This is a genomic window from Bartonella tribocorum CIP 105476, from assembly GCF_000196435.1.
Classification (GTDB): Bacteria; Pseudomonadota; Alphaproteobacteria; order Rhizobiales; family Rhizobiaceae; genus Bartonella; species Bartonella tribocorum.
On record NC_010161.1, the window covers coordinates 2,103,386 to 2,119,114 of the forward strand.

Here is a 15,729-nt window from a genome sequence, read left to right on the forward strand (position 1 = left end):
ACCAGCACTAAAAGCAAGAAGCTGACTGAGCTCAGTATTTTCAACCTCCCGGAATACTCATGCGAGGGCGCTCGCAACCGAAGGGGGAGCTTGAAGTGCAAACTAAAAATCCACATTTTCCAATCAAAAATCCCAATTTTATTGACATTTCAATAGGGAAAAGAATTCGTCACAGACGCATTTCAATGGGGCTTTCCCAAAAGGAATTAGGAAGCCACTTAGGTGTCAGTTTCCAACAAGTCCAAAAATATGAAAAAGGTTTCAATCGTGTAAGTGCAGGACGTTTACAAGAAATTGCCAACAGACTGGAAGTTCCCATTCACTTTTTTTACGCAGATATTGCTACAAAAGAGGATATTCCCACAAAAGAAAATCTCTCACACCATGATCAAGAAACCTATAGTGAAAAAGAACACGCCCTTGTGAGAAATTTTAGAGAACTCCACCCTAAAAAACAAAAAGCAATCTGGTGGTTAATTTCTGATTAGACTTGTGGTTGATTTCAGATGAGGCAAAAGAGCAGCACTCAAACATTATCCGCCGACACGCCCCTGCCATTATTACCCCCCTTGCTATTATCACCCCATTGACATATCACCCCCCTGCCATTACCCGTCAACACCGCGTGCGCCTAAAGCTTTTGCTATCGGCTATCACCATCCCTCAAACAACAGTGTTTTAAGGTGTGAGAGAACATCACCTCACTGCAAACAACAACACCTTGACAAACGCATAGGATAAAAAAACAAAACTAGGGATAAAAAATCAAGACTGGATAAAAAGCATCAAAACTCTGGAAAGACACTTGACCACCCTCACCCCATCATCTTTCCAATATGACTTTCCAATGGATTTCATCTTATTTAAAGATACAATTCCGATTGTGCCATTATGTTACCTTTTTACATTGACCTTGTCAAGTTTTTATATTTTACTTTTGCTCTTTTCATATCATTCTTTCTCGTGCCCTTCTCTCTTATGCAACCAGAGTGCCCAAAACATAAAGCACAAAATAAAACATCCAAAATAAAACATCATTGTGTTGCGCATTCACGCGTTTAAAAAACGACCACCATCTCTAACAGCACACAAAGCTTATGCTTAAAACATACAAAGTATATATGTTAAAAATACCCAAAACCCATGAAAAGCATAGAGTTATACATATCCTATATATACACTTATTTTCCTGCTATTCTGTATGAATATGGGATTTAAGACCACCGTATCAGTAAGAAAGTTTATTTATTGGATAACTCTCTCAGCAGATAAAATGATACCTTTTATCCCCATAACATTGAAATTATAACTGGGGGGAATAGGTATTATTGTTTGAATGTTTAGGCTTTTACAGGCCATTTGGATCGCGATTTTCCCCACTATCTACCAATTTCTACTGCTAGCATGTTTTTATAGTTACTCATTTACTCTCATCATGAACCGTCTTATGTATTTTCTAAAGACAATTGTAAAACTCTTGAAAGAACAGAAATAAGCAAACAAAGGGCTCACTCCCCCGCGCCACTCAGTCAACAACTGCTCTGTACACAACACAACCTCTTACCAATGCGCTCTCACTTTCAGATCACCACCTCTCAACGATAGTGCTTTATTAAAACATGCCTTGCCCCTTATCCCGAATATTTTTACTCTTTTCGCTCTCCTCAAAATACAAACAGCATAACAGGATAAAAAATGTTCTAATGTTTCTTGCCAATCCCCTGAAATTATTTTATCACTTAAAAGATATTTTGATCGTCCACGCAGCGATCAAGAGGGAACTGAAAGCCCTAAGCTCTAGTGTAAAAACGAACCCACTCTTGTGGGTATCCCGGGATTCCGGGAGTTTTTGCCATGTCCAGGTGCGATAAGCACTAAAAGCAAAAAAGCTGACTAGAGCTCAGTACTTTTAGACTCCCGGAATACCAATGCGAGGGCGCTCGCATCCGGTGGGGGGACGCAAAGTGCAAACTAAAAATCTATATTTTAACGACATTTCTGATTAAGAAAAAGAATTCGTCATAGATAATTGCAATGGAGGGACGCATTTCAGAGATGCTTTCTCAAAAAGAACAAGGGAGTTCTTGAGGTGTCAGTTTCCAATAAATCCAAAAGGATGAAAAGGCGCCAATTGCGTCAGCACAAAACGTTTACAAGAAATTTCTAAAAAACCGCAAGTTCCAACAAGCTTTTTTATGCGGATCTTTCAACAGCGGATATTCGCACAAAAGAAAATCACTCACACTATAGATCAATACATCTACAGTGAAAAAGAACACGCCCTTTTAAAAAACTTTAGAGAGCTCCACCCTAAAAAACAGAAAACCATTTTGTGGTTGATTTCTAATTAGACAAAAGCGCACCACTCAACATGACTCGCTCATATATCCAACAACAAAGCAAACCTCAGTAAAAATTTATGCCCCCTTAAACGACAGTATTTCATCAGGTGCCACCAGCCAGATTCTATCTCCTCACGCCATCCTTCATCCCTTCGCGTCACTGCCTTTTGTATACGCCCCTCCTAACCTATCCACACGCACGCTTTCCATTCTCCATTCCTATCTCTCCAATCACCACACCAACACGCCCCCTCTTTCCTCCCAACTCATCTCTCCATTGACAAACACTTCTTTTCCCTCTTTCTATCTTCCACTCTTCTTCACCCTCTTGTCTCCAGCCATCTCCACATCTCTCTATCTTCCACTCTTCTCCCCCCCTTCAACATATTTCACGCCATGTGATAACAACCCCACATGCTCCAAAGCACGTACAACACATAAATCCGCCATGTCCTTAACTTCCTCTTACTTTTTTACAGTTTCACGTTTTTAGGCTTGATCATCTTTACTAAAAAGCAGCCAAACAAAACGTCCACCCACACCGCTCTGTAAACAAAGATCTTTAAACGATAATCCAGCCTTTTACACAGCGCCCCTGACCGTCTTCAGATCACACCGTCCCTCAAACAAAGCTTAAGCGCAACAAGCCACGTCCTATCTCCTCACACCATGCTTCACGCCCCCCTTCACACCAACTCTTTTACACACCATCCCCTCTAGCCTATCCATATTCACCCTCTCTATTCTCCATTTCTCCCTCCTCTCGTCAACGCACCAACAGATTTACCCCCCCTTTCATCTCCGCTTACCCTTTCATTCACAAGCGCGTTCTCCCCAATCCTCTTACCCCATTCCATGCCAAGACAAAAACACGCACAAGGCATAAATTCTTCATTTCTCTTTTACGGCTACACATTTTTACGTTTTTATATCTTGACAGAACACAGCCAAATAAAACGCCCCCCAGCATCTCACATTGCTCTGTCAAGCATCCAACATCTTGGTAGCAGCTTTCTCTTACCCCACTACTCATGCCGATCAGCACACCTCAAACGCGGTTTTTTCATCAATTTCAATAAGCAAGCTCTTTCTGAATATTCTTATACTCTTCCCCGCAAACTCAAAAAGAAAAAGCTCCTACAAGTACAGGCCAATTCTCCTTCTTAAAGCAAATAACCCCACTCAAAGGATAAAGCTTCCCACACACCGCAAAAAGCTTACAAGCAAGCCCTTCCTCTTCACTCAACATCTTTCCTTTTCACACTTTCCGTCCCCTCGTTCTCTGAGCACATTCCACCCCATCATAAAAACACGCACAAGGCATAAATTCTTCATTTCTCTTTTACAGCTACACATTTTTACGCTTTTATATCTTGACAGAACACAGCCAAATAAAATGCCTACCCAGCATCTCACATTACTCTGTCAAGCATCCAACATCTTGGTAGCAGCTTTCTCTTACCCCACCACGCATAGCTCGATCAACACACCAGAGAACACCCCAAACAACAGCATTTCATCAATTTCGACAAACAAACTTTTCCTGAATATTCTTACACGCGCTCCCATGGGGACACAGAATGAAAGTTCCCACAATACTGATCTACAAGAAAGAAAACGCCTCTGACCGCGCCCGCATAGCACGATCAGCACACCGGAGTAGACCTCAAACAATGGTGTTTTATGGCACAAGAGAATGATCACCACCCTCTATAGCGTAAATTTCCCCCAACTTATGTTTCCGGTAAAAACGCCAATCGATCACCTTGCTTTGTCACTGTCACCGTTGTCTCATCTTGTATTTCTCCAAACAAGATTTTTTCTGCGAGAGGATCTTGAATTTCCTTTTGGATAATCCGTTTAAGCGGACGTGCCCCATAAAGGGGATCATAACCTTTATCGGCAAGGAATTCTCGTACTTCTGGTTTGATTTGCAAAGTTATGTTGCGTTCATTGAGCAAATTTTGCAAATGCTGTATCTGAATATCAACAATCGCCTCCATATCTTTGCGTTGCAACCGTTCAAAGAGAATAATCTCATCAATACGGTTTAAAAACTCCGGACGGAAAGCGGCTTTCACCACATTCATGACATCGTCTTTTGCTTGATTCACCGTTTGTCCTTCAGGCAAAGCAGTTAAAAATTCAGCGCCAAGATTTGAGGTCATAATCAACAAAGTGTTCCGAAAATCGACCGTTCTTCCTTGACTATCGGTCAAGCGCCCTTCATCCAACACTTGCAGCAGCAGATTAAAGATATCCGGATGCGCCTTTTCAATTTCATCAAAGAGAATAACTTGATAAGGTCTTCTTCGTACAGCCTCTGTCAGCACGCCCCCTTCTTCATATCCAACATATCCTGGAGGTGCTCCGATCAAGCGTGCTCCTGCATGTTTTTCCATATATTCCGACATATCAATACGCAACATGGCATTGGGATCTTGAAAAAGAAACGCTGCCAGAGCTTTGGTGAGTTCGGTTTTCCCCACACCGGTAGGTCCCAAGAACATGAAAGAACCCAGAGGACGATTGGGATCTTGCAACCCTGCCCGCGCCCGCCGTACAGCCCGCGCAACCGCTTGAACCGCTTCACCCTGTCCCACAACACGGGTAGCAATTTCATCTTCCATGCGCAAGAGCGCTTCGCGTTCTGCTTCCAGCATCCGATCAACAGGAATACCGGTCCAGCGTGAAACAATCCGCGCAACATGTTCAGCGGTCACCGTTTCTTCAACGAGATGATTTTGCTGGTCATCATTTTCGGCTAAAGTTAATTGTTTTTCGAGTTCCGGAATAACACTATAAGCCAATTCCCCAGCTTTTTGGAATTGTCCATCACGTTGAGCAATAGCTAAAGCATTGCGTGCTTCTTCGAGTTGTTTTTTCAAATCGGCCGCATGCCCTAATTTTTGTTTTTCAGCCTGCCAAGCCGTCGTCATTTCCGCAGACTGTTGTTCCAATATTTTGAGTTCTTCCTGCACATTTTTCAAACGCTCTTTTGCAGTTGGCTCGACATCTGTCTTCAAAGCTTCCCGTTCGATTTTTAACTGTAAAATTCGCCGATCAAGGGCATCGAGTTCCTCTGGCTTTGAATCAACCTGCATCCGCAAGCGTGCGGCTGCTTCATCGATAAGATCAATCGCTTTATCCGGCAAGAACCGATCCGTAATATAACGCGAAGAGAGCTTTGCAGCAGCAATCAAAGCACTGTCGGCCAAACGCACTTTGTGGTGTTGTTCGTATTTTTCTTTAATCCCGCGCAAGATAGAAATGGTATCTTCTAAAGAGGGCTCTGGAACAAAGACAGGTTGAAAGCGGCGTGCCAAAGCAGCATCTTTTTCGACATATTTTCGATATTCATCAAGGGTAGTCGCGCCCACACAATGGAGTTCACCACGAGCCAGAGCAGGTTTTAGCAAGTTTGAAGCATCCATAGGACCATCGGATTTTCCTGCTCCCACGAGATTGTGCAATTCATCAATAAAGAGGATAATTTGTCCATTTTCGGCTTGCACTTCAGCCAACACCGCTTTAAGGCGCTCTTCAAATTCCCCGCGATATTTTGCCCCCGCAATAAGCGCGCCCATATCGAGCGCATAAAGTTGTTTATCACGCAAAGTTTCCGGCACATCGCCATTGATAATACGCAGTGCCAACCCTTCCACAATGGCGGTTTTTCCCACACCGGGTTCACCGATCAGCACGGGATTATTTTTTGTTCGCCGTGAGAGCACTTGAATGGCGCGACGAATTTCTTCTTCCCGCCCAATAACAGGGTCGAGTTTTCCTTCGCGTGCATCTTTTGTGAGATCACGGGCATATTTTTGCAAGGCATCATATTGACCTTCGGCATGGGGGCTTGTGGCTGTTTTTCCTTTGCGCAGTGCATTAATTGCCTGATTAAGGGCTTGCGGAGTCAACCCAGCCTTTGTGAGAATATCAGCTGTTTTTGCGGATTTTTCCATAAGCAGCGCTTGCAAGATGCGCTCGACAGTGACAAATTGATCACCGGCTTTTTGCGCGAGCTCCTCAGCCAGCGCAAAGACTTTTGCCACCGGCTGCGAGAGATAGAGTTGTCCATTTCCCCCTTGTACTTTTGGCAAAGCCTCGAGAGCTTCTTTAAGCGTCTTTTGAATAAGCTTAAGATCCCCCCCTGCTTTTTGGATAAGCGACGCCGCCAATCCTTGAGCATCGTCTAACAAGACTTTCAAGAAATGCTCCGGCATAAACTGCTGATGATCGGAAGCCAGAGCATTATTTTGTGCGGATTGTAAAAACCCCTGCACGCGTTCGCTATATTTTTCCAGGTTCATTTTTTTCCTTTCTTGGGGCAACCCTTTAGGCATCCCTTCTTCGTCATCGCCACGGCCCTTTTGCTCTCTCAAACCACCCACCAAAAGCTCTCCCCATCACGTCATAAAGACCGCCCCACCACACGAACACCAGAAACGTTGAAGCATGAAGAACTGTCGTGTTAAAATGAATATGGGTTGTGATCCAAATGAGTGCAAGAGCAAAACATGAAAGAAAAAACAAGAACAAGAAACGCGTGCGAAAAACCTCATAGAACCAGAAGATAGAGCACCAAGATTTTGCAAAAAAGCTCTCCCCAAATTGGCTCTCATCCCTTGCGACAAATCGCCCATTCTCCCCTCCTTAAAGAGATTGACAAGCCCCATTCCCTCACGGACTTCCTTTCCTCACTTCCTTTCCCCTCACGCACTCTATCCTCCATTCCCATCCCGTCAACACATTCTCGTCCCCCGCTCCGCGCTTGTTCCTTCATTCCCCTCTCACACACCAACAGTACTCTTCATCGCAATTTATCTCTCCATTCACAAGACGCGCTTTTCCCAATCCTCTCACTCTCTCAAACCACAGATCACGCAACATCTTTTCGCAGAAACCAACTTTTATAAAAGGAATAAACCATCCTCAATCTATTGCCAACATGACACATCCTTACGCATAAGAATTTTCTCATCTCCCCACGCCCCAAACAACATCATTTCATAGAAGCTTACGAGCAAGCCGCCCCATTCCCTCACGCATCCCTTCGCACCACCACCTTTTTTACGCACCATCCCATCAACACACTTACAACTTAACACTCTTCTCCATCCCAGCTTGTCTCCTTATATTCCTCCAGTCACGCACCAACAGCGTGCTCTCCATCCTCACTTATCTCTCCATTCACAAGACGCGCTTTTCCCAATCCTCTCCCCCACTCCACACCATGATAACAACCCAACATCCTCCAAAATCCTTCTCACCCCAAACATACACAACGCATAAACCTTCCACGCCCTTAACTTCCTCTTCCTTTTTTACGGCTCCACGTTTTTACGTCTTTACAGAAAGGAGCCAAACAAAAGATTCACACCACCACCGAACAATTTCCTTGCTTAAAAAATTCCCCCAAAGGACAAAACGTCTCCCCCACCCTACAGCGTTCTATAAACAACAACCCAACTTCTTGCCCCACACCGCCACCTTCAAAGATCCCACAAAACGACGGTATTTCATCAGACACAACAGACAAGCCTCATTCCCTCACGCCATTCTTCACACAACCCTTCGCACCAACACTTTCTCTATGTTTGCCACTTTTTTGCTCGTCACGCTTAAATATAAAAAGCAATCCGACCATCCGGATATTGCCAACATGACGCATCCTTACGCATAAGAATTTTCTCATCTCCCCACGCCTCAAACAACATCATTTCATAGAAGCTTACGAGCAAGCGCCCCATTCCCTCACGCCATCCTTTCCAACACCTCACACACTCTATCCTCTATTCCCCTCTCGTCAACATACTCTCGTCCCCTCATCTCCATATGCAGTTTCTCCCCCTTCCCAATTGCGCCACAGCACTTAACACCCCTTTTCACCCAAACTTATCTCTCCATTCACAAGACTTGTTCCCCAAATGCTCTTCCCCCACTCCACACCATGATAACACCCCAACATGCCCCCAAATCCTTCCCCCCCAAAAAATACACAAACACATAAACCTTCTACGTCCTTAACTTCCCCTTCCTTTTTTACGTCTCCACGTTTTTACGCTTTTACACTTTTACAGAAAATGACAAACGAAACTTCCAAATCACCACCGAACAATCTCCTTGCTTAAAAATCCCCCCAAAGAACAAAACGCACCCCATACCGCTCCGTCAACAATTCTCATCCCCCCACGCCATCCTTTCTTCCCCTCTCACGCACTCTATCCTCCATTTCCACCCCTTCCCGTCAATACATTCTTGTCTCTCGATCCAAGCTTGTCCCTTCATTCCCCTCTCACGCACCAACAGCGTGCTCTCCATCCTCACTTATCTCTCCATTCACAAGACGCGCTTTTCCCAATCCTCTCCCCCACTCCACACCATGATAACAACCCAACATCCTCCAAAATCCTTCTCACCCCAAACATACACAACGCATAAACCTTCCACGCCCTTAACTTCCTCTTCCTTTTTTACGGCTCCACGTTTTTACGTCTTTACAGAAAGGAGCCAAACAAAAGATTCACACCACCACCGAACAATTTCCTTGCTTAAAAAATTCCCCTAACCGCTTCCTAACATTCCGCTTTTCCACCCCACACTGCTCCAACCACAAGGCTCTACACCCCAGCTTCTTACCCTACCCCCTACAGAACAAAGCTGTCCCCTTTCATTCGCAAACTCTTTTCCCCTCTCTCTCCATCTTTCATTCCCTCTCTCCTCCTCTCCAGTGAACACACCACCTCTTTCTCCCACTTTCCCCTCGATGCACAAGCTCATTCTCCTCAATCCTCCCCCCATCCCACACCATGATACACACCCACCAATACACCTCTAAATCCTCTACACCCCAAATCCTACAAAACCACAAAGCCTCCACAACACAGAAATTCTCCACGTCCTTAACTTTTTCTTCCTTTTTTACATCTCCACGTTTTTACGCTTTTACACTTTTACAGAAAATGGCAAACGAAACTTCCAAATCACCACCGAACAATTTCCTTGCTTAAAAAATTCCCCTAACCGCTTCCTAACATTCCGCTTTTCCACCCCACACTGCTCCAACCACAAGGCTCTACACCCCAGCTTCTTACCCTACCCCCTACAGAACAAAGCCTCCCTCTACGGACTTCAAGTCATCTCAAACGAAACTGTTTCATCAGATGCAACAAGAAAAGATAGCCTCAATATTCATCACGCACTCTCACAAAAAAACGCTTAAATTGATATGCTTGAAGTTCCCTCAACGACATATCCCTGCTCTCATGCCCCCTTCTCATCCCCTATTTTACGGCATAACACGACAAAAACATTTTGATTGTTCTTGCCAATCTTCTGAAATTCCTTTATTGATGAACACGTGTTTTTGATCGTCTACGCAACGATCAAATAGGGATTTGAAAGCCCGAACGCTCAGTACATAAAAATCGATACCACTTTGCTGGTATTTCCCGGGTTTCCGGGAGCTTTTGCTATGTCCAGGTGCTTGTCTGCACTAAAAGCAAAAGGCTGGCTGAGCTCAGTGCTTTCAAACTCCCGGAATACCAACGCGAGGGCGCTCGCAACCGGAGGGGGTGCAAAGTGCAAAGCAAAAACCCACATTTTCAAACCAAAAACCCACATTTTATTGATGTTTCAATCGGCAAAAGAATTCGTCACAGACGCATGACCATGTGGCTTTCCCAAAAAACATTAGGAAACTTTTTAGGTGTGAGTTTCCAACAAATCCAGAAATATGAAAAAGGTTTAAATCGTGTCAGTGCAAAATGTTTGCTTGAAATCGCTCAAAAACTGCAAGTCCCGATAAGCTTTTTTTATGAAGATCTTTTAGCCACCGATCTTGCCACAAAAGAAGATCTTGTCTCAGAAGGCAATCCCTCACACCATGATCAATACACCTACAGCGAAAAAGAACACGCCCTTTTAAAAAACTTTAGAGAACTCCAACCAAAAAAACAAAAAGCCATTTTATGGTTGCTCTCTGATTAAGCAGAAGCCCGCACATTAACATTATTCGCTCATAGAGCCCTTTTGGTAAAATTGATGCCCCTCAAAGGAGTATACTTTAAAAGGCGCGACAAACAAACCCACCCTAAAACATTCAACACTCTCTCTTACAAAAAAATACCCCAATGGATAATAAAACCTATATGCTCAATATCGCCCTCAAACTTCTGTATTTTACGACATAATAGGATAAAAACCAATATTCTTAATGAGTTACAACTGATCACACAACTAAAAGTAATTACATTTAACATTGACAATACAACTAAAAGTAATTACATTTAACGGAGAGAGTAAAAAGGAAAGATGACCATGAAGACTGTTCTTTCTCCGCTAATTTCAGAATTCGAAACCGTGGAAGAGGAAACGGATTACACCGCGTGGTTGCGTGAAAAGGTAAGAGTTAGCCTTGCAAATCCTCATCCTACTATCTCACACGACGAAGTTATGGCTGAAATGGATAATATAATAGACCAAATTGAAGCTGAAAAAAAGAAGTCCTAATGTTACCCATTATCTGGTTGGCTTGTGCTCGCGATGATTTAAATAAAATTTTAACTTATATTGCTTATGAAAGTCCGCCTGCTGCACGACGAATGAAGAGGCTTTTAGAAGATTCTGTACTCCCATTAGCTGAACATCCATACCTATACCGCCAAAGTGAGAAAGTCCCGGGATTACGAGAAGTTTTAGCCCATCCAAACTATCTTATATTGTACAGAGTAACGAAAACACAAATAGAGATCACCTCTGTGGTACATGCTCGCCGTAAATTTCCTATCTCCACCTGACTTAACAACAATCTAGCGTCTCTCAAGCTCTAAGAAAAACTCTTTTTATACTGATATATCAACAAAAGAAAATGCCTCATATCGTGGTGATGAAAGTCTATCTAGTTAAAGAAAAATACTTACTTTTAAAAAACTTTAGAGAACTTAAGCCGAAAAAACAAAAAGCCATTTTATGGTTGCTCTCTGATTAGGCAAAAGCGCACTCAAACGTTATATTTGTCAATACCCCTGCCTAAAATTCCGACACCTGATATCAACCGCCGCCACACAATGATATTTTACGGCATGGTAGAACATCACAAAACCTCAAACGACAATGTTTTAGAGACTCATAGAGGAACAAACATCAAAGCCTCGGGAGAAATACTTCACTATTCTCAGCAACATTTTATCTGACTTAACTGATCTATTCATTTCACTTCTTAAGCCGATTTTTCTTCCAACATTTCCTCATTATCTACTCTTTTTAGATGAATCCGCAAAAGGGCTTCATCTCTTATAAGTACGTACATAATAACGTGTTACTCCAGCCTCATCATAATAGACAGTCGACAGAATACCTATATTTATTGGCATTATTTGATAAGTCAACTTAACACCATTTTGGTATCTGTTTGGTTGATCTGTATAGATCACGCAATATCCATTGCGTTGCAATAGATCGATAAATAAAGGCGTGAAATTATCTTCTATTTTACTTTTTTTCACAATAAGTGTTGTTTTAGCTGGCGGTAAAGAGTGTTTAAGATTGCGAACAAAATCATGAGCAATGAGTTGTATATCAGCCTGCGTAACATGTTGATCAACATAACTTGATGAATAATTCAAAGATGCGCAACCAGCCACCAACATAAGCGGTAATGGTAATAAATATTTTGACATCTTTCCCCCCTCTCTCATTGTATTTTCTCCTGAGAAGCTCCTACATTAAAAATAAGAGCAATCTTGCTAAGAAGATAGTATTAACAATGTAGTGGTTTGCAATCAAGTGGTCGTCAATCAATTTTTCACGCATTTAAAAAACGACCACCCTCTCTGAGAGCTCTCAAAGCTTATACTTAACATACAAAAAATATATAAGCACACAAAACAGATGAGCAAGCATAGAGCAGAAAGCAAAACTTCCAAATCACCACCGAGCAATCTCCTTGCTTAAAAATCTCCCCAAAGAACAAAACGCACCCCATACCGCTCTGTAAACAATTCTCTCCCCCCACGCCATCCTTTCTTCTCCTCTCACGCACTCTATCCTCCATTTCCACCCCTTCCCGTCAATACATTCTTGTCTTTCGATCCAAGCTTGTCCCTTCATTCCCCTCTCACGCACCAACAGTGCTCTTCCTCCCAATTTATCTCTCCATTCACAAGCCCGTTCTCCTCAATCCTCTCACCCCCATTCCACGCCATGATGCACGCCCACCAAACACCTCCAAATCCTCTACATCCTACAGCCTCCACAACGCAGAAATTCTCCACATCACTTCCCCTTCTTTTTTATTTTTTTACGTTTTTATGCTTTTACAGAAAATGACAAACGAAATTTCCAAATCACCACCGAACAATCACCTTGCTTAAAAATCCCCCCAAAGAACAAAACACACCCCATACCGCTCCGTCAACAATTCTCATCCCCCCACAAACTTCTGCCCCCACCGTCAAGTCACCATCTCCTCAAAAGGCGGTGCTGCACAAGGCGCGATAAACAACCCCATCTCTAAAACATTCAACACTCTACTCTCTCTTACAAAAAAGCACCCCAATGGATAAAATCCATATGCCCAATATCGCCCCTTAAAAAGAAGTATCAGCATAATCGGATAATTCTTGCGATCCCCAAAATATTGTTGTTCTCCAAATGCTTTGATTTTTCTTGCCAATCTTTTGAAATCCCTTTATTGCTTAAAGAGATATTTTGATCATCTACGCCCCGATCAAATAGGGATCTAAAAGCCCGAAAACTTGACACATGAATTTATCCCGCTTTGCGGGTATCCCGGAATTCCGGGAGATTTTGCACTGTCCAGGTACTGAGAAGCACTAAAAGCAAAAAAACTGACTAGGGTTCAGTACTTTTAGACTCCCGGAATACCAACGCGAGGGCGCTCGCAACCGGAGGGGGTGCAAAGTGCAAACCAAGAATTCACAGTTTCAAACCAAAAACCCAGATTTTATCGACATTTCTGATCAAGCAAAAGAATTCGTTATAGACGCATTGCCATGGGGCTTTCCCAAAAGGCATTAGGAAACTTTTTAGGTGTCAGTTTCCAACAAATCCAAAAATATGAAAAAGGCGCCAACCGTATCAGTGCAAAATGTTTTCTTGAAATCGCTCAAAAACTGCAAGTGCCGATAAGCTTTTTTATGAAGATCTTTTAGCCACCGATCTTGCCACAAAAGAAGATCTGGTCTCAGAAGGCAATCCCTCACATCATGATCAATACACCTACAGCGAAAAAGAACACGCCCTTTTAAAAAACTTTAGAGAACTCCAACCGAAAAAACAGAAAGCCATTTTATGGTTGCTCTCTAGATTAGGCAAAAGCACCCTCAAACGTTATATTTGTCCATACCCCAGCTTAAAATTCCCATCCCCCACAAAGAGCAGTGTTTTAGGGCATGATAGGATAAATTTATCATAGAAGAGAAAAATGCGCTAAGCTTAAAAAGTAAGCCCCATTATTCCTATAACAATGACACCATCACGATCTTAACTGACAAGGTTAAGAAAGGAGTCTTGCTGAGAGCCCATTTTGCGTTAGCAGGTCTATTGCTAATTTATCAAATGAAACAAAGGTTTCACCGCCTAGCCAATGTCCCTCATAAGATATAATTCCATCAGCAAAATCTCCACCAGCCTCAAGCATAGCAAGCCCGGCTTCAACAGCTGGTCGATTCATGACGACATTACGCGTTGCAAGAAGATTACGAACCATCAAAGCAATCTCTTCTTTTGATAATTTTGCCCCGCGGCAGAGTATCCAAATAAGTTCACAAAGACAAGGCAAAGAAATAGCGATGAGAGAAGCTTCTCTTAAGATCTTACTTGCTATTTCACCTTGCTTTTTATCATCTTGTAAAACAGCGCGGGCTAAAACATTTGTATCTACAGAAATCTTCACTTTTTCCCCGCCCAACCAGAGGCAGCAATTTCGTTCATTTCTTCCACAGTCAGTGTTTTTTTAACTTTTCCGGCAAATCGTCCAATAAAGCTATCAATTGTGCTTGTAGGCTGTGCTGCTTTTATACGAAGTTCACCACCTGGTAACTTATCAAAGTTGATGCGCTCTCCTGGTTTAACACCAAGGTGCTGGAGTAAATCCCGCTTCAGCGTCACTTGTCCTTTTGCTGTAACAGTTAGTGAAGGCATAGAAAAATCCTCTTAATATAGATATCGTTATTAAGTATATATAAAAAATAATGAAAAATTCAATTACTTTTTAAAATTGCCAAAGCACTATAGGGCAGATCCTGAACATGAGGAATTGTAAGATATATTCGTTTTCATACCGGCAATATCTGATTACACCCGAAAAATAGGAGACCTTGAACTCCTCCCTGCATTAAACAACGGTGCTTTATGGCATAGGAGAATGTGTAGAATTGAAGATGATCATGTTTCATCTATCCACTAGCACAAATGCGATCAATAGGAAAAGCTTTTAAAGAAGAAAAACACGCACCATTGAAAAAAATGATGAGGCCGTAGGTTTTACGCATCCTCCACCTTTTTCTTAAAACAGCAAAGGAATGCCCAATTAGTTGTCAAAATATCCTCGCTAAGTATTCCATACCCTAATATCGATCTCAAAGAACATTTTTTCACAAAAAAAGAGATAATTCTTAAGTTCCAAAAAATATTTTCACCTTTCCAATATCTTCATTTTTCTTGCCAATCTTCTGAAATTACTTTATCACTTAAAGGATATTTTGATCGTCTACGCACCGATCAAGAGGGAACTAAAAGCCCTAAATCCGAGCGTACCATTGAACCCACTATTGTGGGTGTCCCGGGATTCCGGGAGTTTTTGCTATGTCCAGGTGCTTGTCTGCACTAAAAGCAAAAAAACTGACTCGGATTCAGTACTTTTAGACTCCCGGAATACCAACGCGAGGGCGCTCGCACTTGGCGGGGGTGCAAAGTGCCAACCAAAAATCCACATTTTCAAACCAAAAATTCAAACTTTGTTGATACTTCAATAGGCGCAAGAATTCGTCATAGAAGAATTTCAATGGGGCTTTCTCAAAAGGCATTAGGAAACACTCTCGGTGTGAGTTTCCAACAAATCCAGAAATATGAAAAAGGTTTAAATCGTGTCAGCGCAGGGTGTTTGCTTGAAATTGCTCAAAAACTGCAAGTGCCGATAAGCTTTTTTTATGCGGATCTTTTAACCGCGGATATTGCGACAAAAGAAAACCCCTCACACCATGATCAATACACCTACAGCGAAAAAGAACACGCCCTTTTAAAAAACTTTAGAGAACTCCAACCGAAAAAACAAAAAGCCATTTTATGGTTGCTCTCTGATTAGGCAAAAGTACACGCAAACATTCTTCACTCATAGAGCCCTTTTGTTAAAATTGATGCC

At 42.5% G+C, this 15,729-nt stretch carries 14 protein-coding genes and 3 pseudogenes; 9 read left to right on the plus strand and 8 right to left on the minus strand.

Going from position 1 to position 15,729, the window contains the following annotated elements:
* Positions 1-95 precede the first annotated feature (95 nt).
* The 3 genes and pseudogenes from BTR_RS09275 (at position 96) to BTR_RS13865 (ending at position 2,351) form a co-directional block, all read left to right on the plus strand.
* On the plus strand, positions 96-488 hold the full coding sequence (locus tag BTR_RS09275; RefSeq protein ID WP_012232281.1) for a helix-turn-helix domain-containing protein: 393 nt from the start codon (positions 96-98) through the stop codon (positions 486-488).
* 8 nt (positions 489-496) lie between these two features.
* Positions 497-682 (plus strand): hypothetical protein, encoded by a 186-nt coding sequence (locus tag BTR_RS12735; protein ID WP_145972903.1) that lies wholly within the window; start codon positions 497-499, stop codon positions 680-682.
* A 1,424-nt stretch (positions 683-2,106) separates the two neighbouring features.
* Positions 2,107-2,351, plus strand: a pseudogene (locus BTR_RS13865) (helix-turn-helix domain-containing protein).
* Between the two features lie 1,724 nt (positions 2,352-4,075).
* On the opposite strand, the gene clpB reads toward BTR_RS13865, so the two are convergent.
* From clpB to BTR_RS09290, 5 genes are all read right to left on the minus strand, one after another.
* Complete coding sequence (gene clpB / locus BTR_RS09280) at positions 4,076-6,655, minus strand: ATP-dependent chaperone ClpB (RefSeq protein ID WP_038474687.1); 2,580 nt, start codon at positions 6,653-6,655, stop codon at positions 4,076-4,078.
* A 627-nt stretch (positions 6,656-7,282) separates the two neighbouring features.
* Positions 7,283-7,453 (minus strand): hypothetical protein, encoded by a 171-nt coding sequence (locus tag BTR_RS12915; RefSeq protein ID WP_158305295.1) that lies wholly within the window; start codon positions 7,451-7,453, stop codon positions 7,283-7,285.
* Positions 7,454-7,719: 266 nt separating this feature from the next.
* On the minus strand, positions 7,720-7,884 hold the full coding sequence (locus tag BTR_RS12920) for a hypothetical protein (RefSeq protein WP_158305296.1): 165 nt from the start codon (positions 7,882-7,884) through the stop codon (positions 7,720-7,722).
* Between the two features lie 82 nt (positions 7,885-7,966).
* Positions 7,967-8,125: a hypothetical protein gene (locus BTR_RS12925; RefSeq protein ID WP_158305297.1), complete on the minus strand. Its 159-nt coding sequence runs from the start codon at positions 8,123-8,125 to the stop codon at positions 7,967-7,969.
* 784 nt (positions 8,126-8,909) lie between these two features.
* Positions 8,910-9,125 carry a hypothetical protein gene (locus BTR_RS09290; protein ID WP_038473992.1) on the minus strand — a complete coding sequence of 72 codons (216 nt, stop codon included), beginning with the start codon at positions 9,123-9,125 and terminating at the stop codon, positions 8,910-8,912.
* A gap of 801 nt (positions 9,126-9,926) precedes the next feature.
* Between BTR_RS09290 and BTR_RS09295 the strand changes: the two genes are divergently transcribed.
* The 4 genes and pseudogenes from BTR_RS09295 to BTR_RS13530 form a co-directional block, all read left to right on the plus strand.
* Entirely contained in the window at positions 9,927-10,334 is a 408-nt protein-coding gene (locus BTR_RS09295; protein ID WP_012232283.1) for a helix-turn-helix domain-containing protein, read from the plus strand.
* A 324-nt stretch (positions 10,335-10,658) separates the two neighbouring features.
* A complete protein-coding gene (gene relB, locus BTR_RS09300) occupies positions 10,659-10,856 on the plus strand; it encodes a type II toxin-antitoxin system RelB family antitoxin (RefSeq protein ID WP_244393452.1) in 198 nt (65 codons plus the stop codon).
* The gene (locus BTR_RS09305) at positions 10,856-11,143 is read left to right on the plus strand and encodes a type II toxin-antitoxin system RelE/ParE family toxin (protein ID WP_038473997.1); all 288 of its coding nucleotides are present in this window, start codon (positions 10,856-10,858) and stop codon (positions 11,141-11,143) included. Before relB ends, BTR_RS09305 begins: the two co-directional genes overlap by 1 nt.
* Before the next feature lie 43 nt (positions 11,144-11,186).
* Positions 11,187-11,334, plus strand: a pseudogene (locus BTR_RS13530) (helix-turn-helix domain-containing protein); the annotation flags it as partial.
* Positions 11,335-11,632: 298 nt separating this feature from the next.
* Here BTR_RS13530 and BTR_RS09310 read toward each other — a convergent pair.
* On the minus strand, positions 11,633-12,025 hold the full coding sequence (locus BTR_RS09310) for a hypothetical protein (RefSeq protein ID WP_038474003.1): 393 nt from the start codon (positions 12,023-12,025) through the stop codon (positions 11,633-11,635).
* Positions 12,026-13,268: 1,243 nt separating this feature from the next.
* On the opposite strand from BTR_RS09310, the pseudogene BTR_RS13780 reads away from it, so the two are divergent.
* Positions 13,269-13,671, plus strand: a pseudogene (locus tag BTR_RS13780) (helix-turn-helix domain-containing protein); the annotation flags it as partial.
* 192 nt (positions 13,672-13,863) lie between these two features.
* Here BTR_RS13780 and BTR_RS09330 read toward each other — a convergent pair.
* Both BTR_RS09330 and BTR_RS09335 read right to left on the minus strand, forming a co-directional pair.
* Positions 13,864-14,262 carry a type II toxin-antitoxin system VapC family toxin gene (locus BTR_RS09330; protein ID WP_012232286.1) on the minus strand — a complete coding sequence of 133 codons (399 nt, stop codon included), beginning with the start codon at positions 14,260-14,262 and terminating at the stop codon, positions 13,864-13,866.
* Entirely contained in the window at positions 14,259-14,510 is a 252-nt protein-coding gene (locus tag BTR_RS09335; RefSeq protein ID WP_005774741.1) for an AbrB/MazE/SpoVT family DNA-binding domain-containing protein, read from the minus strand. The genes BTR_RS09330 and BTR_RS09335 overlap by 4 nt, the downstream gene beginning before the upstream one ends.
* A 772-nt stretch (positions 14,511-15,282) precedes the next feature.
* Here BTR_RS09335 and BTR_RS09340 point away from each other — a divergent pair.
* A complete protein-coding gene (locus tag BTR_RS09340) occupies positions 15,283-15,672 on the plus strand; it encodes a helix-turn-helix domain-containing protein (RefSeq protein ID WP_012232287.1) in 390 nt (129 codons plus the stop codon).
* Positions 15,673-15,729: the final 57 nt, after the last annotated feature.